This is a genomic window from Cellulomonas sp. P4_H4 (assembly GCF_056400865.1).
Map to the genome: position 1 here is coordinate 884,611 of NZ_JBFUKL010000001.1, position 24,093 is coordinate 908,703.

Sequence of the window (24,093 nt, forward strand, 5' to 3'; positions counted from 1 at the left end):
GCGACTCTGCCCCCTTCGTGGCGTCTTGTCGTCACCCCGCGCACCTTCCACCGGCCACCGTCAGGAACTCACAGGTGCCGGCCGTCCGACGGCTCCTCGAAGAACGTGCGCAGCCGGGCGACGATCGGCTCGGTGAGGTCCTGCAGCCGTGCCGCGGTGACGTATCCGTCCCAGTCGCCGACGACGAGAACCCGCTGGTCGAGGAGGAAGAACCATGCCTCCTCGATGTCTGCCATGTTCTCCTGCGCAGCACGGGAGCTCATGGCGACCGCCGCACTGCTGCTGCCGCTCCACACCACGACCACGGTCTCCTCCTCGGTCGAGTGCGCGCGCAGGACCTCGACGAGCTCGGCGGCGAGCTCGTCGGTCGTGTCGAACGGCCCCGACCGGCTCAGGAACCGGTACGCGTCCCAGTCGATCTCGTTCGGCGTCCAGGATGTCGTCGGGACGCCCTGCATGGCGTGCCTCAGGAACTCGAGCTCGCGCTCCTGGGTGAGGACGGCGAAGCCCTCCTTCGACCGGTCCGGGCCGTCGAGCACGAAGGAGGGCAGGTCGGTCCAGCGGCCCGACTCGTGCCTCGGCATCCGCGTCATGTCAGAGGGCGGCCGATCCGAGGGAGGCGGGTACGTGCGCACCGTGGCCCAGCTCGACCAGCGCGGACCGCACGCGTTCGGCCGCCTCGTCCAGCTCTGCGGCGGGCAGGTCGGGACGGGCGTTGCGGAACGACAGGCTCGCCTCGTCCCAGGCAGGCAGCACGTGCAGGTGCAGGTGGGGCACCTCGAACCCCGCGACGAGCAGCGCGGCGCGGGGTGCTGACCAGGCGTTCTGCTGGGCCAGGCCGATCGTGCGGGCGACGAGCATCAGGTGGGTCAGCACGTCGTCCGGCGCGTCCGTGAGCTGCACGATCTCGGCGCGGGGGACCACGAGCACGTGCCCGTCGGTGATCGGGGCGATCGTGCCGAACGCGACCGCGACCTCGTCGGCCCACACGAACCTGCCGGGGATGTCTCCGTCGATGATCTTGGTGAACAGGGTGGCCATGCTTCCCACGCTAGTGCTGGGCGGTCAGGCGCGTTCGCGCGCGAGCTTCTGCAACGCCAGCACGGTGTTCCAGTTGCGGGCGGTGCCCACGCGACCGGCGGCCTTGGACAGCACGTCGATGGTCAGCTTCGAGCGGCCCTGCCCGTCGGGGTAGTAGGCGTAGGTCTCGCGCCCGGCCCACGCGACGGTCTCGCGGCCGTAGCGCGACGGGTCGAAGTCCGACGTGGTCGTGGCGACGGGGCCGTCCCAGAACACGGCGACCAGGTGCGTAGGGTCGTCCGTGGGCAGCGGTACGTCCGAGACGACGGCGTCCCACTCCTCCAGCGTGCGCGCGATCACCGGCACGTCGAACCCGAGCTCGTCGGCGAGCGCGGCGGACAGCCCGGTCGCCACGTCGGCGTCGTCGGTGGGGACGAGCACGAGGTTGCCGCTGTTCACATAGGTCACCACCGACGCGTGCCCGAGGCCGGTCGCGACGGCCTTGAGCTGGGCGGAGGTGACCTTTCGGCCGCCGACGTTGACGGCGCGCAGCAGGGCGATGACCGGGCTCATGTCCTCACTCTCACACCACCCACCCACCCCGTGTGCGGGAAAGGTTCCTCCGAGGTAACGGCCGTGCACCCACCGCGCAACACCGGCTTCCTAGCGTGGGAGACGCCCCAGCCCCCCGATCGACGGAGCACCCCATGACCCAGCACCTCGTCGTCGTCGGCGGCGGCATGGTCGCCCAGCGTCTGGTCGAAGCGCTGCGCGACCGGGACCCGAGCGGTGCCTGGCGGATCACCGTGCTCGCCGAGGAGCCGCGGCGGCCCTACGACCGTGTCGCGCTCACCTCCTACTTCTCGGGTCGTGACGCCGACGACCTGGCGCTCGGCGACCCGGCGCTGTGGGACGACCCGCTGGTCACCCTCGTGCGCGACGACGCCGTGACCGAGATCGACCGGGCGGCCAAGACCGTGACCACCGGGCGCGGGCGCACCGAGCGCTACGACCACCTCGTGCTCGCCACGGGCTCGTCGGCGTGGGTGCCGCCGCTGGAAGGTGCGGACCTGCCGGGCGTGTTCGTCTACCGCACGGTCGACGACGTCGCGGAGCTCCGTGGCTACGTCGAGAAGCTGTCGCAGGAGCGCGTGGTCAAGGGAGCCGTCCTCGGTGGTGGTCTGCTCGGGCTGGAGGCGGCCGGCGCTCTGCAGGCGCTGGGCGCCAGGACGACCGTGCTCCAGGTGGGCACGCACCTGATGTCCGCTCAGGTCGACCTCGGCGGTGGTGAGGCGCTGCGGCGGCTGATCAACCAGCTCGGTGTCGGTGTGCGGCTCAACGCGATGACCACCAAGATCCGCCCGCACCGGCGAGGTGGGGTCGGTCGCCTCGAGCTGGCCGACGGTGGGCGCATCGACGCGGACGTCGTCGTGATCGCCGCGGGCGTCCGGCCGCGCGACGAGCTCGGGCGTGCGTCCGACCTGGCGATCGGCGAGCGTGGCGGCATCGTCGTCGACGACACGTGCCTGACGAGCGACCCGGACATCTCCGCGGTCGGCGAGGTGGCCAGCATCCAGGGTGCCTGCATCGGCCTCGTGGCCCCCGGCTACGCGATGGCCGAGATCACGGTGGACCGGCTGCTCGGCGGCTCGTCCACCTTCCCCGGTGCGGACACCGCCACCAAGCTCAAGCTCTCCGGCGTCGACGTGGCGTCGTTCGGGGATGCGTTCGCGACCACCCCCGGCGCGCTCGAGATCGTCTGGGCCGACCCGGTGGGCGGCGTCTACAAGAAGCTCGTGATGTCCGACGACGCGCGCACGCTGCTCGGCGGCGTCCTCGTCGGCAATGCCTCCGCCTATGCCAGCCTGCGTCCGATGCTGGGCCGCGAGCTGCCCGGCGACCCGGCCGCGTTCCTCCTGCCGGAAGGGGGCGGCGGAGCTCCCGAGCTCGAGCTTCCCGACGACGCCGGCGTCTGCTCGTGCAACAACGTGTCCGCCGGCACCATCCGCGCGGCGGTCACCGAGCACGACTGCACCGACCTCGGTGCGGTCAAGGCGTGCACGCGTGCCGGCACCAGCTGCGGGTCCTGCCTGCCGCTCGTGAAGAAGCTCATGACCACCGAGCTCACCAAGCAGGGCATCACCGTGAGCTCGGCGCTCTGCGAGCACTTCGCGATCTCCCGCGCGCAGCTGTACGACGCCATCCGGGTCTCGGGCGCCTCGTCGTTCACGGCCGTGATCGAGCGGTTCGGCACCGGTCCCACGGGCCGCGGCTGCGACATCTGCCGGCCGACCGTCGCGTCGATCCTCGCGACGACGTCCCCGGCGCACGTGCTCGAGGGCGAGAGGGCCGCGCTGCAGGACACCAACGACCACGTCATGGCCAACCTGCAGAAGGACGGCTCCTACTCGGTGGTCCCGCGCATCCCCGGCGGCGAGGTGACGCCCGAGGGGCTGATCGCGATCGGGTCCGTCGCGCAGGAGTTCGGGCTGTACACCAAGATCACCGGCGGGCAGCGGATCGACCTGTTCGGCGCCCGGATCGACCAGCTCCCCGTGATCTGGCAGAAGCTCGTGGACGCCGGGTTCGAGTCCGGGCACGCCTACGGCAAGTCGCTGCGTACCGTGAAGTCCTGCGTCGGCTCCACCTGGTGCCGGTTCGGTGTGCAGGACTCCGTCGCGCTCGCGGTGATGCTCGAGCTGCGCTACCGCGGCCTGCGCTCGCCGCACAAGATCAAGCTCGGTGTCTCCGGGTGCGCCCGCGAGTGCGCGGAGGCCCGCGGCAAGGACGTCGGCGTCATCGCGACCGACAAGGGCTGGAACGTGTACGTCGGCGGCAACGGCGGCTTCACGCCACGGCACGCGCAGCTGCTCGCCGAGGACCTGGACACCGAGACCCTGGTCAGGACGATCGACCGGTTCCTCCTGTACTACGTGCGCACGGCCGACCGGCTGCAGCGCACCGCACCGTGGATCGACGACGTCGAGGGCGGTCTGGACGGGGTGCGTTCCGTGGTGCTCGAGGACTCGCTCGGCATCTGCGCCGACCTGGACGCGCAGATGGCCTCGCACGTGGACGAGTACGAGGACGAGTGGCGCGCGACCCTCGAGGACCCCGAGAAGCTGCGCCGGTTCGCGTCGTTCGTCAACGCTCCCGAGACCCCCGACCCGTCGCTCGCCTACGTCCCGGAGCGCGGTCAGTCGCGTCCCGCGACGGCGGACGAGCGTGCAGCCGCCCTGCGTGGCGAACCTGTCCTGGTTGCCGGCACCACCCTGGAGGTCCGCTCATGACCACGCTGGACGTCGCTCCCGTCGAGGCGAGCCTCTCGGGCTGGACCGTCGTGTGCCGCCTGTCCGACCTCGCGCCGGAGCGTGGCGCCGCGGCGCTGCTCGCCGACGGTGAGCAGGTCGCGCTGTTCCGCCTCGTCGACGACCGCGTCTTCGCCGTCCAGCAGCACGACCCGTTCAGCGACGCGTTCGTGATCTCGCGGGGGATCGTGGGCTCGCGACGCATCGACGGGGTCGACGTACCGACGGTGGCCTCGCCGATGTACAAGCAGGTCTTCGCGCTCGCGACGGGTGTGTGTCTCGACGTGGCCGGCAAGACACCGGCGCGTGCACTGGAACCCGGCCTGCGGACCTGGCAGGTCCGGGTACGCGACGGGCTCGTCGAGGTGGCGTCATGACCACGATGCTCGGGCTCGACCTCACCGGTCGGCGCGTGCTCGTGGTCGGTGGCGGACCGGTCGCCGCTCGCAGGGCCCAGGCTCTGCTCGCCGACGCTGCGCGGGTCGTCGTCGTCGCGCCGCAGCTGTGCGAGGTCATGCGTGACATGCACAGATGGGGCCTGGTCGAGTGGCACGCGCGCGAGGTGGTCCAGGCCGACGTCGACGGTGTCTGGCTCGTGCACACGGCGACAGGCGACCGCGGCACCGACTCTGCCGTCGTCGCATGGGCCGAAGCGCGCCGCACGTTCTGCGTCGACGCAGGGGCGTCGACAGGGTCCGCGCGGACCCCGGCCACGACGCAGCAGGGTGACGTGCTCGTCGGCGTCGTCAGCACCGGGAGCCCCGACCCGACGCGCACCCAGGTCGTGCGCGACGCGATCGCGACCCAGCTGCGCGAGGGCGAGGTCGACCTGCGTCGGCGCCGGGCCTCCCGCGGACGGGTCATCCTGGTCGGTGGCGGCCCGGGCGACGTCGGGCTGCTGACGATCGCCGGACGGCGCGCGCTCGCGGAGGCCGACCTCGTGGTGACCGACCGCCTCGGTCCTGTCGCGGTCCTCGACGAGCTGCACGCCGGCGTCGAGGTCATCGACGTCGGCAAGACGCCCGGCAACCACCCGGTCCCGCAGCACGAGATCGGCCGGATCCTGGTCGAGCAGGCGCAGCGCGGACGTACCGTGGTGCGGCTCAAGGGTGGCGACCCGTTCGTGTACGGGCGCGGTGGCGAGGAGGTGCTCGCCTGCCGCGAGGCCGGCGTCGACGTCGAGGTGATCCCCGGCGTGAGCAGCGCGTTCGGTGCGCCCGCCGCCGCCGGCATCCCGCTGACCCACCGGGGTACGGTCGGCGCCGTGCACGTGATGAACGGGCACGACGGCTGGTCCTCGGCCGCACTGCTCGGCCTGCGTGAGAAGTCGTGCACCGTCGTCGTCCTGATGGGTGTGAGCGCCCTGCCGTCGCTGGTCCAGCAGGCGCTGGACGCAGGCGCCGACCCGATGACGCCGGTCGCACTGGTCGAGGAGGGCACGCTGCCGGGGCAGCGCGTGACGCGCGCGGCCCTGTGCGACGTGGTCGACGCGGCGGTCGCGGCGGGAGTCCGCGCGCCGGCCGTCATCGTGATCGGAGACGTCGCCGCGGCGGACCTCCTGGAAACAACTCCGGAACGTCCACCCGTCACAATGGCGTCGTGACCGAACCTATCGACCAGACCCTCGCAGGTTGTGTCGTGCTGGTGACCGCCGACAGGCGGTCCGCCGAGCTCGCCGCTGCGCTGGGTCGGCGCGGGGCGGCGATCCGTCACGCCCCGGCGCTGAGCATGGTTCCGCACACCGACGACGCGGCTCTGCTCGCGGGCACCCGCTCGCTGCTGGCCGACCCGCCGCAGACGGTCATCGTGACCACCGGCATCGGGTTCCGCGGCTGGATCGAGGCCGCCGACGCCTACGGCCTGGCCGAGCCGCTCGTCGAGATGCTGCGCGGCACCCGCCTCGTCGCGCGCGGACCCAAGGCGCGCGGTGCGATCCAGGCCGCGGGGCTGACGGCGGACTGGGTCGCCGAGTCCGAGACGAGCGCCGAGATCGCCGAGGTTCTGCTCGACGAGGGCGTCGCCGGGCGGGACATCGCGATCCAGCACCACGGCGCGGGCGCCGACGGGCTCGACGAGGCGTTCGCCGCCGCGGGTGCTCGCGTGCGCAGCCTGGTCGTCTACCGCTGGGGCCCCCCGCCGGACGCTGGGGTCGTCGAGGCGTCCGTCAGGTCGGTCGCCGCAGGGGAGATCGACGCGGTCGTGTTCACGTCGGCGCCCGGTGCGGCCGCCTGGTTCGCGGCGGCCGACGACGCGGACGTGGCCGACCAGGTCGTCCGCTTGGCCCGTCGGGGGAGCGTGGTCATGGCCGCCGTCGGGCCGATCACCGCCAAGCCGCTGCAGGAACGCGGCATCGACCCGCTGATCCCCGACCGCGGCAGGCTGGGTTCCCTGGTCCGGGCGCTCGTCGGGCACTACGGAGGCCTGGAGGCTCTCCAGACGATCGCCGGCCCGCTGCAGGTGCACCGGGGCGCGGCCGTGCTCGACGGGCAGGTGCTCGCGCTCACGCCGACGTCGCTCGAGGTGCTCCGTCTGCTGGTCAAGGCCGGAGGTTCGGTGGTCCCGCGGGACCACGTGCTGGCCGTGCTGCCGGGCGACTCGACCGACCCGCACGCCGCCGAGGTCGCCATCGCGCGCCTCCGCGACGCCACCGGGAGCCGAGCTCTCATCAAGACGGTCGTGAAGAGGGGCTACCGTCTCGAGCTGGAGGAGGCGCGATGACGAACGCACTGCACGCCCGGGGCCCGGCACCCGACCACGCCGAGCCGGCCCACCCGGTGCTCGTCGGCTGCTCGCACGGCACCGACGACCTCAGCGGTCGTGCCGCCGTCCGATCGATCCTCAAGGGAGCCGCCGCGCTGCGCCCCGAGCTGGACGTGCGCGAGGCGTTCGTCGACGTGCAGGAGCCCGAGGTGGCCAACGTCGTGGCCGACGCCCTCGACGGGGACGCCGCAGGTGCCGTCGTCGTGCCGCTGCTGCTCTCGATCGGGTTCCACGTCAAGGTCGACATCGCTGCCGCGGTCGACCAGCCCGGTGCCACGGCCGCGTCGCCGCTGGGCCCGGACCCGCGTCTCGTCGACATCCTGGTCGACCGGCTCGCGGCCGTGGACCTCGGTCCCGACGACCTCGTGGTGCTCGCCGCGGCGGGTTCGACCGACCCGGCGGCCGCGCTCGCGGTCGAGCAGGTCGCCGCCGGGCTCGCCGACCGCATCCCGCAGCCCGTGACGATCGGCTACGGCGCGGGTGCCGAACCGCGCGTCCCGGCGGCCGTCGCCGCGGCCCGGGCCGACCTGACCCCGGGCGGGCGCGTCGTCGTCGCCTCGTACCTGCTGGCACCGGGGTACTTCCACGACCGCGTCCGGGAGGCGGGGGCCGACGTCGTCACCGACCCGCTCGCACCGGACGACCGTCTCGTCGACATCGTGCTGGACCGCTACGACGACGAGACCTGACGCGCCGAGGGCGGGCACCTGACAGGTGCCCGCCCTCAGCCGTGCTCGGTCCCTCACGCGGTGCGCCGGCTGACCAGCGCCGCGATCCCGATGCCGGCTGCGAACAGCAGGATCACGAGGATGAGCCGCGCGAGCGTGTTCACGCCCGAGCCGTCCGCACCTGCGATGTCGATCGAGTACGCGGTAGCGCCGACGGCACCTTCCGGGGCCCCGTAGGCCATGCCCTCGGCCGACGCGCGCTCGGCGCCCGCGGTCAGGACCGCGTACTTCACCCCGAAGTCCGCGGCGGTCTCCTGCCCGCTGACCACGACCTGCGACGAACCCTCGTCAGAGAGCTGCTGGGCCCCGTCGACGAGCGCAGGGGCACCCTCGGACGCCTCGGTCATGCCGTCGGCGAGCTGGGTGGAACCGTCGGCCGCCAGACTGACGCCGTCCGCGATGTCGGTCGAGCCGTCTGCGGCCTTGGACACTCCGCTCGCGAGGTCGCTCGAGCCCGTCGCGGCTCTACCGATGCCGCCGGCCAACGTGCTGGAACCGGCCGCAGCCTGGTTCAGGCCGTCCGCGAGCTCGGCCGAACCTGCGGCGGCGGGCGCAAGTCCGTCAGCCAGCTGCTGCGACCCGGTGGCGAGCTGCTGAACGCCGCCGTTGAGCGTTGCACTGCCCTCGGCCAGCGCAGCGGCGCCCTCGTTGAGCTGTTCGAGTCCCGTCACAAGTCCACCACCGCTCGTCTGGATCTGGCCGACGCCGGCCTCGAGGGAGTGGATCCCGCCGCGCAGGGTGTGGTCGAGGGCGGTGTCGTCGGCGTCGCCGACGGCCGACTGCACGGTGTTCACGACGCCGCTCACCAGCTGCGAGATACCCGCATCGACGGCCGAGACCGCCTCCAGGACTCCCACCGGCTTCTTGCCTGCGCCGTCCACGGGGCAGATCGGGAGCTGGCCGCTCAGGCCGCACTCCACCTGTCCGAGCCCGGCGGCCGCGCCGCTGAGCCCGGTCGACAAGGCCGCCGCACCCCCGGCGAGAGAGTCGGCCCGGGTCACGTCGCCGATCAGCGGCAGGCCGTCCGACATCTGATCCAGCACCGCGTCGTACTGGTCGAGCAGTGCGGGGTTCATCCCGGCGCGAAGGCTCGTCAGTGCCGCCAGGCCCTGGTCGAGCTGTCCAGCGAGTGTGACCGCGCCGGCCTTCAGGGCTGTGGCGGACGTCGCAGCGCCCCCGACCCCGCCGCGAATCTGGTCCACTGCTGCGAGCAGGGTGCCGGGAGTCGTCGTCGTTCCGATCGCCGCCTTGACCTGGCCGATACCGGTGTGGAGCGCCTGCGCCTGTGTCGGCAGTGCGCCGATGCCGCCGTACAGCAGCACGAGACCCTCATCGACGTCGGCAAGACCTCCGTTGACCTGGTCCAGGGCGTCGAGCAGGTACGGCGCACCCCCGGCTGCGCTCGCGAGGCCGGAGGAGAGCGCCGCCGAACCAGCGGCCAGCTGTGCAGCGCCGGGTGCGGCCGCGCCGAGACCGGCCGCGACCTTCTGGGCACCCGGAAGAGCCTCGTCGTTCAGGCCCTCGGCCAGGGTGTTTGCGCCGGGAGCCAGTCGGTCGTTCAGGCCGGCCGAGAGCTCGTCCGCGCCGGGCGCGATCTGGTCGTTGAGAGCGTCGGAGAGCTGGTGCGCGCCGGGTGCGAGCTTGTTGTTCAGGCCGGATGCGAGCTCTTCTGAGCCCGGCTCGAGCCGATTGTTGAGGCCGTCCGACAGCAGCGTCGCTCCGGCGTGCATGCGGAGCAGGCCCGCGAGCAGCGTGGCAGCGCCGTCGTGCAGCTTGAGCACGCTCTCGTCGATCTGCAGCGCACCGGCGGTCAGGTCGACGCCCTTCTGGGCGCCGGCCTCGTAGCTGGCTGCGCCGCCCTTGAACGAGGGGTAGTCGAGGGGGGAGACGGCCATCGAGGTGAGGTTCGCCGACGGCACGCGACCCGGCGCGACGTGCGCCGTGTAGCCGAACTCGGCGGTGTCGGAGCCGATGGGCGGGAAGAGCGTCATCTGGAACGTCAGGCGGGTCCCGCCGTGACCGTCTCCGGCCATGCCCGCCTCGTCGGACTGGACGTCGGTGAAGGTCGACGGGAGCGTGGTGACGAGCTGGCCGATCATCGGGACGACGGTCTGCGCCGAGGCGGTCGCCTGCTTGCCGGTGCCGTCGTCGTAGGTGACGTCCTGCGTCTTCCCGGTGACGTTCTTGACCGTGTAGTGCACTCCGAGCGTGCCGGTGCGTCCGACCACGTGCCCGGCCTCGACGGGCTCGCCGTCGAGGGTGTACTCGACCTTGACGGTCAGGGGCAGGTCCTGGTCGTAGTCGCTGACCGAGCGCTGGCGGGTCTGCCCGTCGACGGTGACCTGGCTGACCACCTCGCCGTCGACGACCTGGTAGCCGCCGAACCCGTCGAGGTTGCGCAGGCCCTTCGTCGAGACCGGGTTGTGGATCGTGGTGGTGCCGTGTCCGGACAGGGCGAGCTGCTCGTAGACGCGGGCCTCGATCAGCTCGCCCGAGGCGCTGAGCTTCGCCTGGACGGTCTCGGTGTTGGTCACGGCGACGTCGCCGCTGTCGGCCGTGGCGAGCGCAGGCACGGCTGCGCCGCCGAGGGTCAGGGGGAGCAGGACGACGGCGACTCCGGCCGTCGCGAGGGAGCGGCGCACGTCAGGCCTCCGGCTGGGGGTCGAATGAGAAGGTGGGCGACGCGACCGGGCGCGCAGGCGCCGGTGCGGGCTCCGGAGCCGTCTCCGGCTCCTCGAGGGGGAGGACGGTTGCCTCGCGCTCGGCCTCGCGGTCCTCGACGATGCGCGGCCCGAGCAGCGCAGTCGCGAGGAAGCCGGCGCCGGCGGCGAGCAGGATCGCGGTCGCGGTGGTCGTCGACGTGCCGACGAAGGCCGTCGGGTCGGCTGCGTAGGTCGACTCGTAGGCGCCGGACATCGCGGCAGTGCCCAGCAGGGTGGACCACAGCGGCAGACGCCCTCGGGTGCCTGCCGCGACCGCGAGGCAGACGAGCAGCACGAGCAGGACGGCCACGGCGCGGCCGGAGCTGGCGTCGGGCAGCACCGCTGCGCGCAGCGCGTAGCCGAACCAGGCGGCCGCGAACCCGACGGCGAAGCCGCCGACCCGCTGCGCGGGTGACCGGTCCGGGACGAGCCCGAGCGTCCCGCCGAGGGCGGCGCCGAGCAGCGCGACCCCCTGCAGGTCAGGAGAGGAGAACAGGACAACTGCCGTCGTGACCAGCGCGAGGACGAGCCCCGCCAGGAGGTACCGCTTCATTGCCACCCCGTCGTGTTGTGCAGTCGAGGGCCGCGGTTCGCCCGCTCGCCCAGCTGCTGGTGAGTGGGGTCCGCCCGAGGGGTGGTCAGTGCTCCGCGATCGCCGTTGAAAGCGTTGCCAACCGGACCCTTCGGGCGGGACCCGGGTGTTGTCTAGCACCCTCGAAGACACCTGAGCCATGCGGTACTAGGTAAATGCTGGCGGTACTACATACATTGTTACCCGGCCGTAACCTGGGCCTCCGCTGTGCGGCCCGCGCACCTCGTCAGAGGTAGCGCAGCGGGTCGAACTCGTCGAGCGGGATGATCCGCAGGCGCGGCAGCTGGACGTTGAACGCGGCCACGTGGGTCTCCAGGTCGAACGTCTCGAGTCCCTTCGCGACGAGGGCGGACAGCTGTGTGCTGGTGAACTCCCGGAACGCCAGGAGCCCCACGCGGCGTTCCTCGTCGTCGACGAGCACCTCGAGCTCGGGTGCGAAGTCGCCGTCGTGGCTCGCCAGCAGGACGTCGCCGTCGCGCGCCGCGATCGCCTCCAGCGTGCGCTTGATGCCGATGTCGACGACCTTCTCGTACGACTCGCCGGACAGCGGGATCGGCTGGAACCCGATGGCCAGGAGCGCCTGCACGAACGACATGGGCAGCGAGCCGCTGGACGCGTTGAGGAAGAACAGCGCCTTCACGGGCTGGTCCCACGTCTGCTGCGCGAAGGTGAGCACGCGCTCCCAGCGGGGCCGCTGCTCGGGCGTCGGCCGACCCCCGAGGATGGACGAGCCGAGGGTGGCGTCGATGTTCTCGCCGTCCACCAGGAGGTACGTGGTGCGCGGGGCCGCCTCGGTGCTCATCGCCCGAGCGTATCCGCAGGTGGATCGCGTGGCGCGGGTGGAACAGGAGCGGCTCGTGCACCGTTGAGAGGTGCATGCGTTCGCATGGACATCGACAGAGGGCACGAAGGGGTGTGCGGTGAGGGAGCAGGGGACCGTGGAGCTGCCGGCGACGCGTGAGGCCGCCGAGGCGTGGGAGTCACTGTTCCGCGCGCAGGTGGCGCTCATGCGTCGGTTCCAGCGCGACGACGTGTGGGGACCGCTCACGATCCGCGAGTACGACGTCCTGTTCACGCTCTCGGGCTGCCCCGGCGGTGCGGCACGGCTCCGCGAGCTCGGCGAGGGCAGCCTGCTGACGCAGCCGAGCCTGTCCCGGCTGGTCGAGCGGCTGGAGAAGGACGGTCTCGTCGCGCGGGGACCGGTGCAGGGCGACGCCCGCGGCGTGCTCGTGACGCTGACCCCTGAGGGAGCGCGCATGCAGCGCGAGATCGGCCGCAGGCACGTGCGCAGCATCAGGCACCTGGTGGGCGGCGCGCTCGACTCGGACGAGCTGGCGACGCTGCGCGCGTTGACGGACAAGCTGCGCCTCGCGCAGGCCTCGATCTCCGACCCTGGAGCCGTCTGACCACCACTTGTAGGGCACTTGCAACGCCCTGCAAGCGGTTTGCGCGAAGGCGCGTACGATGACGCGCATGTCACGGCGACTCGCAGAGGTAGCGCGCAAGGTCGGTGTCAGTGAAGCCACCGTCAGCCGGGTGCTCAACGGCAAGCCCGGAGTGTCGGAGTCGACGCGCGAGGCGGTGCTCACGGCGCTCGACGTCCTGGGGTACGAGAGACCCACCAAGCTGCGGGGCGAGCGGGCCCGTCTGGTCGGCCTCGTGCTCCCCGAGCTGCAGAACCCGATCTTCCCGGCGTTCGCCGAGGTGGTCGGCGGGGCGCTCGCGCAGCAGGGGTTCACCCCGGTGCTGTGCACGCAGACCGCCGGTGGTGTGTCGGAGGCGGACTACGTCGAGCTGCTCCTCGGGCAGCAGGTCTCGGGCATCGTGTTCGCGGGCGGTCACTACGCCCAGCGGGACGCCACGCACGAGCACTACGAGCGGCTCACGGGCCGCAACCTGCCCGTCGTGCTCATCAACGCATCGATCGAGGAGCTGCCGTTCCCGCGCGTCTCGTGCGACGACGAGGTGGCGATCGAGCAGGCGATCGGGCACCTGGCCTCGCTCGGGCACACGACGATCGGGCTCGTCCTGGGCCCTGTGGACCACGTGCCCTCCGAGCGCAAGCTCCGCGCGGCGCAGGTGATCATGCGACGCCTCGGCCTGGAGCTGGGCGAGAACCACGTGGTGCGCAGCGCCTACTCGCTCGAGAGCGGGCAGGCCGCGGGCAACCGGCTCCTGAAGGAGGGCGTCACGGGGATCGTGTGCGCGAGCGACCCGCTCGCCCTCGGCGTCATCCGCGCGGCTCGCAGGGCCGGCCTCAACGTGCCCGACGACATCTCCGTCGTGGGCTACGACGACTCCGCGTTCATGAGCTGCACCGAGCCGCCCCTCACCACGGTCCGACAGCCGATCGAGCCGATGGGACGCGCCGCGATCGACCTGCTCGTCAGCCAGATCCACGGCGCGGTGGTCCCGCACGACGAGCTGCTCTTCGAGCCCGAGCTCGTCGTGCGCGGCTCGACCGGCCCGGCGCGCGCCCGGCAGGTCGCCGCCGTCTGACCGGACCCGCCCGAGCCCCTCGTCGCCCCGTGCGACGGGGGCTTCGTCCGTGACGCCCGATTCTCGGAGCATCCGTCTCGGTCGGCGGTGCACGGAGGACCTGTGGATGATCGAGATTCGGCCCCCCTTTGGTCACACTTCGATAACTCCGCTGTCAGGTTCTTGCGTACTTTCAGTCGAGTCCTTTAGTGTCCATCTCGCGACGATGACGTAGCGACGGCACATGAGAGACGAGACCGCAGTGACGCAGCCTCAGCCCGAGACCGACCCCCAGTGGTGGCGCGGTGCGGTGATCTACCAGGTCTACCCGCGCAGCTTTGCCGACGGGAACGGCGACGGCACCGGCGATCTCGAAGGCCTGCGATCGCGTCTGCCGTACCTGCGTGATCTCGGGATCGACGCCATCTGGGTCACCCCGTGGTACGTCTCCCCGCTCGCCGACGGCGGCTACGACGTGGCCGACTACCGGGCGATCGACCCGGCGTTCGGCACGCTCGCCGAGGCCGAGCGGCTCATCGAGGACGCGCTCGCGCTGGGCATCCGCACGATCATCGACGTCGTCCCGAACCACGTCTCCGACCAGCACGCCTGGTTCCAAGCGGCGCTCGCGGCGGGCCCCGGCTCGCCGGAGCGTGCGCGCTTCTGGTTCCACCCGGGCAAGGGCGAGAACGGCGACGAGATCCCGACGCACTGGGTCTCGGACTTCCAGGGGAGCACGTGGACGCGGACGACGAACCCCGACGGCACGCCGGGCGAGTGGTACCTGCACCTGTTCGCGCCCGCCCAGCCGGACGTCAACTGGTCCCACCCCGAGGTCGTCGCAGAGTTCGAGGACGTCCTGAGGTTCTGGTTCGACCGCGGCGTGGCCGGCATCCGCATCGACTCGGCCGCTCTGCTCATCAAGGACCCGGAGCTGCCCGAGGTGCCCGAGCACCCGCGGCCGGGTGAGCACCCCCACGTGGACAGGGACGAGCTGCACGACGTCTACCGCGGCTGGCGTGCCGTCGCCGACTCCTACCCGGGCACCCGCGTCCTCGTCGGCGAGGTCTGGCTGCAGGACGTCTCCCGGTTCGCGCAGTACCTGCGTCCCGACGAGATGCACACGGCCTTCAACTTCGACTTCATGGCCCGCCCGTGGGACGCGAAGAAGCTCCGCGAGTCGATCGACCTGACCCTCGCCGCGCACGGCCCGGTCGGTGCGCCCGCCACGTGGGTGCTGTCCAACCATGACGTCACACGCCCGGCGACCCGCTACGGGCGCGAGGACAGCTCGTTCGCGTTCAGCGCCAAGCGGTTCGGGACGGCGACCGACCTCGCTGTCGGGCTGCGTCGTGCCCGCGCCGCGGCGATGCTCACCGCAGCGCTGCCGGGCTCGCTGTACATCTACCAGGGCGACGAGCTGGGCCTGCCCGAGGTGGAGGACCTGCCGCTCCACCTGCTGCAGGACCCGATGCACTTCCGATCCGAGGGCGTCGACCCCGGCCGGGACGGCTGCCGTGTGCCGCTGCCCTGGTCCGGGACGTCCGCCCCGTTCGGGTTCAGTCCCGACGGCGCGGTCGGGAGCTCAGGTGGCACGGTGCAGACCTGGCTCCCGCAGCCCGCGGACTGGAGCGATCTCACGGTCGAGGCACAGGAGTCGGACCCCGCGTCGACCCTGCACCTCTACCGCGACCTGCTCGCGATCCGTCGCTCCGAGCCCTCCCTGGGCGACGGGCCGTTGCGCTGGCTCGACCAGCTCGACACCTCCGACGACGTGCTCGCGTTCGCCCGCGGCGATCTCGTGTGCGTCGTCAACCTGGGCGACGAGCCCGCACCTCTGCCTGCCCACACCGACCTCCTGCTCACGAGCGCGCCGCTCGAGGCAGGGCTGCTCCCGCGCGACACCGCCGCGTGGTTGCGCACCGCCTGACCGCTCGACCAGTTCCCGTACGACGCCCGAGCAGTTCCCCGCCCCGCAACGTCCGATCCGGCACAATGCCGGCGTCGGACCTTCACGAAGGAGTGACGATGAGGTCCTCACGCATGACCGCACTCGCCCTGGTCGGAGCCATGTCTCTGACCATGCTGGCCGCGTGCTCTTCTGATGACGACTCCAGCAGCGACGCCTCGAGCGCGCCGGGAGACGAGAAGGTCACCATCACGGTCGCCGGTCTCCAGCCCGGCGCCGAGCAGACCGCGATCGACGCGCTCAACGAGCGCGTCACGCAGTTCGAGGAGAAGTACCCCGACATCAAGATCGAGACGCAGGAGTACAACTGGCTCGCGTCGACGTTCGCTGCCGACCTGGCCGGCGGCACGCTGCCGACCGTGTTCGAGGTCCCGGCGACGGACACCAAGGTCCTGATCCAGAACGGTCAGATCGCCGACATCGACGCCCAGGTCCAGCAGCTTCCGTACGCGGACGACTTCAACGACCAGGTCCTCGCAGCCGGACTGAGCGACGACGGCAAGATCTACGCCGTCCCGGCCAAGTCGATCTACGCCGTGGCCCTGCACTACAACCGGAAGCTCTTCACGGACGCCGGTCTGGACCCGGACAACCCGCCGACGACGTGGGAAGAGATCCGCGCGGCCTCCAAGACCATCCACGACAAGACCGGCGTGCCGGGCTACGCGATGATGGCGCTCGACAACGCGGGCGGCTGGCAGCTCACGGCCGCGGCCTACTCGCGCGGTGGCCGCACGCAGACCGAGAAGGACGGCACGTACACGGCGACGCTGACGGACCCCGCGGTCAAGGAGTCGCTCGAGTTCCTGGGTGACCTCAAGTCGGACGGCTCGCTGTTCGAGAACACGCAGCTCGGCTGGGGCGACGTGAACAGCGGCTTCGCGGCCGGTCAGTTCGCCATGTACACGTCGGGCTCCGACATCTACACCGCTCTGGTGCAGAACAACGGCGTCACGGCGGACAACCTCGACTACGGCCTGACGGCGCTCCCGACCGAGGGCTCGGACGCCGGCACGCTCGGCGGCGGCACCTACGCGGCCGTCGACCCGAAGGCCACCGACGCGGAGAAGGACGCCGCGGTCAAGTGGATCGACTTCTGGTACCTGTCCAAGCTGGTCGACGAGGACCAGGCCGTCGCCGACGCCAAGATCCTCGCGGAGCAGACCCCGCCGCAGGCCGTCGGCACCCCGACGCTCCCGATCTTCAGCAAGGAGCAGTACGAGACGTCGCTCGGCTGGATCAAGGACTACGTCAACGTCCCGCTCGACCACATGGCGGGCTACACCGACGTCATGTTCACCCAGCCCGTCATCCCTGAGGCCGCTCGTGCCACGCAGGAGACCTACGGCCTGCTCTTCCCGATCGTGCAGGCGGTCATGACGGACCCGAGCGTCGACATCGACGCGCTGCTGACTGCCGCGAACGAGCAGTCGCAGGCACTGATCGACCAGGCGGGCTGACCCCCGCTCGACGGTGCCCGGCCGGGTCCTGCCTGGTCGGGCACCGTCGAACTCCCCGGACAGCACTCCACGGAACTGCTCCACCGAACTGCTCCACCGAACTGCTCCACCGAAAGACACGCACCGAGAGAAGGTCCCGATGGTCACCACCGACCCCGTCGTCCCGCAACGACGACGAGCCGGTAAGCGACGCTCACCCGTCACGTGGGTCCGCGGCGGCGGACTGAGCACGCTGCTGTTCGCCCTCCCGATGCTGGTGATCTTCGGGGTCTTCTCCTGGGCGCCGATCGTCAAGGCCGTCGTGATGAGCTTCCAGAAGACGAACCTCATCGTCACGTCCTGGGTCGGCCTGGAGAACTTCCAGCGGGTGTTCGCGGACCCGGTGCTGCCCGTCGCGATCCGCAACACCGCGTACTTCGCGCTGCTGGCCCTCATCTTCGGCTACCCGGTCCCGCTGATCGCGGCGGTGCTGATGAGCGAGGTGCGCCGCGGCAAGGGTCTGTTCTCGGCGCTCGCCTACCTGCCGGTCGTGGTGCCGCCCGTCGTCGCCGTGCTGCTCTGGAAGTTCTTCTACGACCCGCGGCCCGAGGGCGTCTTCAACACGATCATCGGCTACTTCGGGATACCACCCCAGCTGTGGTTGCAGAGCGCGACGTCGGCGATGCCGTCCCTCGTGCTCGAGGCCACCTGGGCGGCCGCGGGCGGCACGGTGATCATCTACCTCGCCGCCCTGACGAGCGTCCCCACCGAGCTGTACGACGCCGCCGAGGTCGACGGTGCCTCCGTGTGGCGCAAGATCTGGCACGTCACGATGCCGCAGCTGCGCGGCGTCCTGCTCATCACCTTCATCCTGCAGATCATCGGGACTGCCCAGGTGTTCCTCGAGCCGTACCTGTTCACCGGCGGTGGTCCGGCCAACGCGACGGTGACCGTCCTCCTGCTGGTCTACCGGTACGCGTTCCAGAACAGCCTCGGCGGCAACTACGGCATGGCGACGGCGCTGAGCCTCATGCTCGCCGTGTTCCTGGCCGTCATGTCGCTCATCTACTTCCGGATCACCCGCAGCTGGAGCACCTCGTGACCACGACCACGCCCGCCCCCGGGGCCATGCCGTTCCCCGAGGCGTCGGAGACGCCGGCCGACGAGGGCGGTGCGCTGCCGCCCGACGACGCCCCCGCCCGTCGCAAGGCCTCCCGCCAGTCGACGGAGGACCGGAGCGCGCTGTCGGTGGCCGACTGGCGCCGACCCCGCGTACGCAGGACGTGGAACACGATGCACGTCCTGCTGCTCCTCGGCCTGATCGTCGTGAGCATCGGTCCGCTGCTCATGCTGGCCAAGTTCGCGGTCACCCCGACGCAGGACATCCTGCGGACTCCGCTCGCGATCTTCCCCAACGGCATCAAGTGGTCGAACCTGCACGACGCCTGGTACGACATCGACATCAGCAAGTACTTCGTCAACACCGTCGTGCTGGCGATCGGGGCGTGGGCCTCGCAGCTCCTCGTCGCGACGACGGGCGGGTTCGTCCTGTCGGTGCTCCGTCCGCGGTGGGCCCGGGTCGCTCAGTGGCTCGTCCTGGCGACGCTGTTCGTGCCGGCCGTCGTGCTGCTGGTGCCGCTCTACCTGATCATCCTGCACCCGCCCCTGGTCGATCACTCGCTGGTCAACTCGTACTGGGCGGTCTGGCTGCCCGCCGGGGCGAGCGCGTTCAACGTCGTGCTCGTCGCCCGGTTCTTCGACAACCTCCCACGCGAGGTGTTCGAGGCGGCCAAGGTGGACGGCGCCGGTCCGTTCCGGCTCTTCTGGTCGATCGTGCTGCCCATGAGCAAGCCGATCCTCGGCGTGGTGTCCGTGTTCGCGGTCATCGCGTCGTGGAAGGACTTCCTGTGGCCGTTGCTGGTGCTGCGCAACCCGGACCTGCAGCCCCTGTCGGTGCGGCTGCCGTCGCTCGTGGCAACGACCGACATCGGGACGCTGATGGCCGCGTACGCGATCGCGACGCTCATCCCGATCGCCATGTTCCTGGTGTTCCAGCGCATGTTCCTGCGGGGCGCGGGCCTCGGAGGAGCGGTCAAGGGCTGACCTCCGGCGATTCTGACAACGCGTCCGGACAATCTCACGCGCCCGGCGGTCCGCTGACCGCCGGGCGTCGTGCTGCCTGGGTGGGATGATCGGGACGTGGCCCCTGACACTGCCGTGAGCACCCCCATGCCCTCGTCCCCAGTCGCCCCGTACGACGCGCTGCTGCTCTTCTCGTTCGGGGGCCCGAACGGCCCCGAGGACGTCCTGCCGTTCCTGCGCAACGTCACCGCGGGCAAGAACATCCCCGACGAGCGGCTCGCGGTCGTCGCCGAGCACTACCACCACTTCGGCGGCGCCAGCCCGATCAACGGGCAGAACCTCGCACTCCAGGCGGCGATCGAGGACGAGATCGCCCGGCGCGGCCTGGACCTGCCGGTCGTGTGGGGGAACCGCAACTGGGAGCCGTACACGAAGGACGCCCTCGCGGCCGCGCACGCGGGCGGTGCGCGACGGCTCGTCGCCCTCGTGACCAGCGCGTACTCGTCGTACTCGGGCTGCCGCCAGTACCGGGAGAACCTCTGGGCGTCCCTCGACGAGCTGTCGGTCGACCTCGGGCTCGCAGCCGGTGAGCACGGGCTCGTCGTCGACAAGGTGCACTCGTACTTCAACCACCCGGGATTCGTCGACGCCAACATCGACGCGGTCGTCGAGGCCTACGCCACCGTCCCGGCCGACGCGCGGCTCGTGTTCGTCACGCACTCCATCCCGGACACGATGGAGGAGGCCTCTGCGGTCTCCGGGGCGTCCTACAGCGCGCAGCACCTGGACGTCGCCGCCGTGGTCGCAGCGGGTGCCGAGGCGCGCCTCGGGCACGCGGTGACCTGGGACCTCGCCTACTGCTCGCGCTCCGGCCCGCCGAGCCAGCCGTGGCTCGAGCCGGACGTGAACGACCATCTCGCGGCCCTCGCTGCCGACGGGGTGCAGTCCGTCGTGATCTCGCCGCTCGGGTTCGTCTCCGACCACATGGAGGTCGCGTTCGACCTCGACACCGAGGCGCTCGAGACCGCCGCCGGGCTCGGCCTGGTTTCGGTCCGCGCCGACTCCGTCGGGACGCGGGAGCCGTTCGTGCGCGGCCTCGTGGACCTCGTCGTCGAGCGGGCCGCCACAGCCCGCGCGCAGGATGCGGGGGTCGAGCCGGACCCGCGCGTGTCCGTCGGGACGCTCCCCGCCTTCCGCGACGTCTGCCGGCCGGGCTGCTGCCTGATGCGCGCCAGCCAGCCGACGGGCATCCCCGCCGCCTGCTCGTCAGACCCCCTGTCCTGAACACCTTGTCCTGAAACGCTGTCTGGAGAACCTGCGATGACGCACGACGCCGAAGCCCTCAACGCGACCGTCCGCTACACGATGTGGACCGTCTTCGCGCTCGAAGAGGTGCTGCCCGAGAGCGACCGTGAGCGTGGTCGGCTGATCGCCGACGCGCTCGCGGCCGTGGCCCGCGACGGCCTCGAGATCCGCGGCTGGTACGACGTGGCCGGCCTGCGGGCCGACGCCGACCTGATGGTCTGGTGGCACGCCGAGACCGTCGAGGAGGTCCAGGGCGCCTACCAGCGGTTCCGGGCGAGCGACCTGGGCCGTCACCTGCTGCCGGTCTGGTCCGTGGTCGGCCTGCACCGAGCCGCGGAGTTCAACCGCTCGCACGTCCCGGCGTTCCTGGCGGGCGAGCCGGCCGGGGACTACATCTGCGTCTACCCGTTCGTGCGCTCCTACGACTGGTACGTCCTGCCCGAGGACGACCGCCGTCGCATGCTGGTCGAGCACGGCCAGGCGGCCCGCGGGTACGCCGACGTCCGTGCCAACACCGTGTCCGCCTTCGCGCTCGGCGACTACGAGTGGATCCTCGCCTTCGAGGCCCCGGAGCTGCACCGCATCGTCGACCTCATGCGCGACCTGCGCGCCACGGACGCGCGCCTGCACGTGCGCGAGGAGGTTCCCTTCTACACCGGCCCGCGCGTCACGCTCGAGGCCTGGGCAGATCGGCAGCCCCGAGGCTGAAGCCTTCGGGGATCGTTTCCCGGAGCACAGTGGCAGGATCGGCCTCATGGTCGACCTCGCGGGAACATGGCGGTTCACGGCGGTGCTGGGTGCCGACGTCTCGGCGGGGGTGCGTTCCGCGCCCTTCCTGACGTTCGACGGTGACGGGCAGGTCTACGGCGACACGGGCGTGAACCGGGTGCGCGGGACCTGGGAGCTGCACGGCACGCGCCTGGTGTTCGGGCAGATGGTCTCGACGATGATGGCCGGCCCGCCCGAGGCGATGGCGTGCGAGCAGAGGATCCTGCGTCTGCTGGGCGACCCGGTCGAGCTGGTGACCCCGGACGGCGACACCATCGAGCTCGACGGCTCGGGCGGCGCGGCGACCCTGGTCCGCGACGCGACGGCGGGCCAGCAACCGGTGTAGCGCCGGGTCTGCGCCCGCCCGGTCAGCGCCGCGGTGCCACCAGGTGACGACGCACCACGCGATGAACAGACCGATGAGGACGGTGAACGTCCAGGTCAGGCCATGCACCGGACGGGTGGTGGCCGGCTGAGGTCAGACGCCGACCGAGGCGGGCCAGCGGGCGGCGATCGCCTCGATCGTGTGCTGCCGGGTGGCGATGTCGAACGCGGTGCCGGTGATCATGAGCTCGTCGGCCCGCGTGCGGTCGACCAGGCCCGTGAGCTCGTCGACGGCGCGGTCGGCGGTCGTCGCGATCTGCGTCCCGGGGAACTTCTCGAAGAACTCCGCGGCCTGCACCGGGTCGATCTCCGCCAGGGCGGCTGCGGCATCGTCCGGGGAGACGATCGGGCCGAGCGGGCGGCCGGTCCGCAGCGACAGGGCCATCACGCGGCTCGGGCCCGACAGGTAGTGCGCCTCCTCGTCGGAGTCGGCGACGAGGACCGACGCCGAGACCATCAGGCGCGGCTCGGCCAGCACCGGCGACGGCCGGAACGACGACCGGTAGGCGTGGGCCGCCTCCAGCGTGAGGCCGGTGTTGAAGTGGTTGGCGTAGCTGAACGGCAGGCCGAGCTGACCGGCCAGCTGCGCGCTGAACAGGGATGAGCCGAGCAGCCACACCTCGGGGGCGGAGGTCGCGGCCGGCGTCGCGGACAGCCGTGAGGCCCTCAGCGACCCCGCGCGGCCGGGCAGCGAGATGCCCAGCAGGACGAGCACGTCGACGAGCTCGGCCGGGAAGTCGTCGGCACCCAGGCCGTCCACCGTGCGACGCAGCGCCGCGGCGGTCATCGGGTCGGCACCGGGTGCACGCCCGATGCCCAGGTCGACGCGTCCGGGGTGCAGCGCCTCGAGCATCGCGAACTGCTCGGCGATCACCAGGGCGGGGTGGTTGGGCAGCATGACGCCACCCGACCCGACGCGGATCGTCGTCGTCGACGCCGCCAGGTGCGCGAGCAGCACGCCCGGCGAGGTCGACGCGACGGCGGCCATCGAGTGGTGCTCGGCCACCCAGAACCGCAGGTAGCCCGCGGCCTCGGCGGTGCGGGCGAGCGCCGTCGACGCGGCGAGGGCGTCGCCGGAGGACTGGCCGACGGAGACGGGGGCGGTGTCGAGGACGGAGAGGGGCACCGGGGTGGGTACGGGGGTCACCTCGATGGCAACGCCCGCGCCCCCCTCGGTACTCCCGGCTACGGGTAGAGGCCTCGGATCTGGTGGGCCTCGGCGACCCGTCGGACCCCGATGGTCAGCGCCGCGTCCCGCAGCGAGATCGACTCGGCGTGCGCGACCGCGGCGACGGCCCGGTGCGCGGTGACCATGCGGTGCTCGAGCCGGTCCTCGATCTCCCGCTCGGTCCACCAGTACGCCTGGTTGGCCTGCACCCACTCGAAGTAGGACACGATGACGCCGCCGGCGTTGGCGAGGATGTCCGGCACGACGACGATGCCGCGCTCGGCGAGGATGCGGTCGCCCTCGTTGGTCGTCGGCCCGTTGGCGCCCTCGACCACCCACCTGGCCTTGACGTTGCCGGCGGTCTCGGCGTTGATCACTCCTTCGACGGCGGCCGGCACCAGCACGTCGACGTCGAGGGCCAGCAGCTGCGTGTTGTCGATCGCGTCGCCGCCCTCGAAGCCGGCGACGTGGCCGGTCTGGTGGACGTGCCGCATCAGTGCGGCGAGGCCGAGACCGTCGGCGGCGTAGACGCCACCCGACTCGTCAGAGACCGCGACGACCCGCGCGCCCGCGTCGTGCAGGAACTGCGCGGCGTGCGAGCCGACCTTGCCGAAGCCCTGGACCGCGGCGGTCACCTCGTTGAGCTGCACCCCCGCGTCGCCGAGCGCTGCCGCTGCCGCGTGCACCACGCCGCGTGACGTCGCGGTCGCCCGGCCGAGCGATCCGCCGACGGTCAACGGCTTGCCCGTGGTGACGGCGGGGATCGTGTAGCCGTGGTTCACCGAGTAGGTGTCCATGACCCAGGCCATGGTCTGCTCGTCGGTCCCGATGTCGGGCGCCATGATGTCCCGCTCCGGGCCGATGATCGGCATGATCTCGCTGGTGTAGCGGCGGGTCACCCGTTCGAGCTCCTGCATCGAGTGCTCGCGGGGGTCGATGGTGACGCCGCCCTTGGCGCCGCCGTACGGCACGTCGACGACGGCACACTTCCACGTCATCCACATCGCCAGCGCGCGCACCTCGTCCACGTCCACCGACGACGAGTACCGCAGCCCGCCCTTGCCCGGTCCGCGCGAGATGTTGTGCTGCACGCGGTAGCCCATGAACAGCTCGATCTCGCCGTCGTCGCGCCTCAGCGGGACCGCGACGTTCATCTCCCGGCGCGGCGTGGCGAGCATGCGGTGCAGGCCTTCGCCGTAGCCGAGGATGTCGACCGCCGAGGCGAGCTGCGCCTTGGCGGTGTCGAGCGGGTTGGCGGGGACGGGGGACTCTGTGAGATCGGTCACGTGCACACCATGCCACTGGCCGCAGCGGGGACCGGGGACGACCGAGGGGCGAGCCGCCGATGTCCACGGTGCGGGAACGCACGCACGATCTAGCCGTTCCGCGT

The 24,093-nt window shown here is 71.6% G+C and carries 22 protein-coding genes; 14 read left to right on the top strand and 8 right to left on the bottom strand.

Annotated elements, in window-relative coordinates:
- Positions 1-68: 68 nt before the first annotated feature.
- From AC1DPN_RS04365 to AC1DPN_RS04375, 3 genes are read right to left on the bottom strand one after another with little or no spacing between them, the layout of a single operon-like run.
- Positions 69-584, bottom strand: a complete 516-nt coding sequence (locus AC1DPN_RS04365) for a hypothetical protein (RefSeq protein WP_477083473.1) — start codon at positions 582-584, stop codon at positions 69-71.
- A 10-nt stretch (positions 585-594) separates the two neighbouring features.
- On the bottom strand, positions 595-1,041 hold the full coding sequence (locus tag AC1DPN_RS04370) for an HIT family protein (RefSeq protein WP_477083474.1): 447 nt from the start codon (positions 1,039-1,041) through the stop codon (positions 595-597).
- 24 nt (positions 1,042-1,065) lie between these two features.
- Complete coding sequence (locus AC1DPN_RS04375) at positions 1,066-1,593, bottom strand: DUF1697 domain-containing protein (RefSeq protein WP_477083475.1); 528 nt, start codon at positions 1,591-1,593, stop codon at positions 1,066-1,068.
- A 134-nt stretch (positions 1,594-1,727) separates the two neighbouring features.
- Between AC1DPN_RS04375 and nirB the strand changes: the two genes are divergently transcribed.
- From nirB to AC1DPN_RS04400, 5 genes are read left to right on the top strand one after another with little or no spacing between them, the layout of a single operon-like run.
- On the top strand, positions 1,728-4,310 hold the full coding sequence (nirB, locus tag AC1DPN_RS04380; protein WP_477083476.1) for a nitrite reductase large subunit NirB: 2,583 nt from the start codon (positions 1,728-1,730) through the stop codon (positions 4,308-4,310).
- Entirely contained in the window at positions 4,307-4,705 is a 399-nt protein-coding gene (gene nirD / locus AC1DPN_RS04385; protein ID WP_477083477.1) for a nitrite reductase small subunit NirD, read from the top strand. The genes nirB and nirD overlap by 4 nt, the downstream gene beginning before the upstream one ends.
- Positions 4,702-5,931: a uroporphyrinogen-III C-methyltransferase gene (gene cobA, locus AC1DPN_RS04390; protein WP_477083478.1), complete on the top strand. Its 1,230-nt coding sequence runs from the start codon at positions 4,702-4,704 to the stop codon at positions 5,929-5,931. The genes nirD and cobA overlap by 4 nt, the downstream gene beginning before the upstream one ends.
- The gene (locus AC1DPN_RS04395) at positions 5,928-7,046 is read left to right on the top strand and encodes a uroporphyrinogen-III synthase (RefSeq protein WP_477083479.1); all 1,119 of its coding nucleotides are present in this window, start codon (positions 5,928-5,930) and stop codon (positions 7,044-7,046) included. Before cobA ends, AC1DPN_RS04395 begins: the two co-directional genes overlap by 4 nt.
- A complete protein-coding gene (locus AC1DPN_RS04400) occupies positions 7,043-7,777 on the top strand; it encodes a sirohydrochlorin chelatase (RefSeq protein WP_477083480.1) in 735 nt (244 codons plus the stop codon). Before AC1DPN_RS04395 ends, AC1DPN_RS04400 begins: the two co-directional genes overlap by 4 nt.
- A gap of 53 nt (positions 7,778-7,830) precedes the next feature.
- Here the strand turns inward: AC1DPN_RS04400 and AC1DPN_RS04405 are convergent, their stop codons facing one another.
- The 3 genes from AC1DPN_RS04405 to AC1DPN_RS04415 form a co-directional block, all read right to left on the bottom strand.
- Positions 7,831-10,458: a methyl-accepting chemotaxis protein gene (locus AC1DPN_RS04405; RefSeq protein ID WP_477083481.1), complete on the bottom strand. Its 2,628-nt coding sequence runs from the start codon at positions 10,456-10,458 to the stop codon at positions 7,831-7,833.
- A gap of 1 nt (position 10,459) precedes the next feature.
- Positions 10,460-11,071, bottom strand: coding sequence for a hypothetical protein (locus tag AC1DPN_RS04410; RefSeq protein ID WP_477083482.1), 612 nt, complete (start codon positions 11,069-11,071; stop codon positions 10,460-10,462).
- Between the two features lie 265 nt (positions 11,072-11,336).
- Positions 11,337-11,912: an NYN domain-containing protein gene (locus tag AC1DPN_RS04415; RefSeq protein ID WP_477083483.1), complete on the bottom strand. Its 576-nt coding sequence runs from the start codon at positions 11,910-11,912 to the stop codon at positions 11,337-11,339.
- Between the two features lie 118 nt (positions 11,913-12,030).
- Here AC1DPN_RS04415 and AC1DPN_RS04420 point away from each other — a divergent pair, with 118 nt between their 5' ends.
- The 9 genes from AC1DPN_RS04420 to AC1DPN_RS04460 all read left to right on the top strand — a co-directional run bounded on the left by AC1DPN_RS04420 (position 12,031) and on the right by AC1DPN_RS04460 (position 21,497).
- Positions 12,031-12,516: a MarR family winged helix-turn-helix transcriptional regulator gene (locus AC1DPN_RS04420; protein WP_477083484.1), complete on the top strand. Its 486-nt coding sequence runs from the start codon at positions 12,031-12,033 to the stop codon at positions 12,514-12,516.
- Positions 12,517-12,583: 67 nt separating this feature from the next.
- On the top strand, positions 12,584-13,609 hold the full coding sequence (locus tag AC1DPN_RS04425) for a LacI family DNA-binding transcriptional regulator (protein ID WP_477083485.1): 1,026 nt from the start codon (positions 12,584-12,586) through the stop codon (positions 13,607-13,609).
- Between the two features lie 223 nt (positions 13,610-13,832).
- Positions 13,833-15,518 carry a glycoside hydrolase family 13 protein gene (locus AC1DPN_RS04430; RefSeq protein ID WP_477083486.1) on the top strand — a complete coding sequence of 562 codons (1,686 nt, stop codon included), beginning with the start codon at positions 13,833-13,835 and terminating at the stop codon, positions 15,516-15,518.
- Positions 15,519-15,631: 113 nt separating this feature from the next.
- A complete protein-coding gene (locus tag AC1DPN_RS04435) occupies positions 15,632-17,017 on the top strand; it encodes an ABC transporter substrate-binding protein (protein WP_477083487.1) in 1,386 nt (461 codons plus the stop codon).
- 139 nt (positions 17,018-17,156) lie between these two features.
- Entirely contained in the window at positions 17,157-18,098 is a 942-nt protein-coding gene (locus AC1DPN_RS04440; protein ID WP_477083488.1) for a carbohydrate ABC transporter permease, read from the top strand.
- Positions 18,095-19,099: a carbohydrate ABC transporter permease gene (locus AC1DPN_RS04445; RefSeq protein ID WP_477083489.1), complete on the top strand. Its 1,005-nt coding sequence runs from the start codon at positions 18,095-18,097 to the stop codon at positions 19,097-19,099. The genes AC1DPN_RS04440 and AC1DPN_RS04445 overlap by 4 nt, the downstream gene beginning before the upstream one ends.
- Before the next feature lie 126 nt (positions 19,100-19,225).
- Positions 19,226-20,362: a ferrochelatase gene (locus AC1DPN_RS04450; RefSeq protein ID WP_477083853.1), complete on the top strand. Its 1,137-nt coding sequence runs from the start codon at positions 19,226-19,228 to the stop codon at positions 20,360-20,362.
- 36 nt (positions 20,363-20,398) lie between these two features.
- Positions 20,399-21,091 (top strand): hydrogen peroxide-dependent heme synthase, encoded by a 693-nt coding sequence (gene hemQ / locus AC1DPN_RS04455; protein ID WP_477083490.1) that lies wholly within the window; start codon positions 20,399-20,401, stop codon positions 21,089-21,091.
- A gap of 46 nt (positions 21,092-21,137) precedes the next feature.
- Positions 21,138-21,497, top strand: a complete 360-nt coding sequence (locus AC1DPN_RS04460) for an META domain-containing protein (protein WP_477083491.1) — start codon at positions 21,138-21,140, stop codon at positions 21,495-21,497.
- 132 nt (positions 21,498-21,629) lie between these two features.
- Here AC1DPN_RS04460 and AC1DPN_RS04465 read toward each other — a convergent pair whose 3' ends face one another.
- Together AC1DPN_RS04465 and AC1DPN_RS04470 are read right to left on the bottom strand one after the other, a co-directional pair.
- The gene (locus AC1DPN_RS04465; RefSeq protein ID WP_477083492.1) at positions 21,630-22,661 is read right to left on the bottom strand and encodes an LLM class flavin-dependent oxidoreductase; all 1,032 of its coding nucleotides are present in this window, start codon (positions 22,659-22,661) and stop codon (positions 21,630-21,632) included.
- 59 nt (positions 22,662-22,720) lie between these two features.
- Positions 22,721-23,989, bottom strand: a complete 1,269-nt coding sequence (locus tag AC1DPN_RS04470) for a Glu/Leu/Phe/Val family dehydrogenase (RefSeq protein WP_477083493.1) — start codon at positions 23,987-23,989, stop codon at positions 22,721-22,723.
- Between the last annotated feature and the right edge of the window lie 104 nt (positions 23,990-24,093).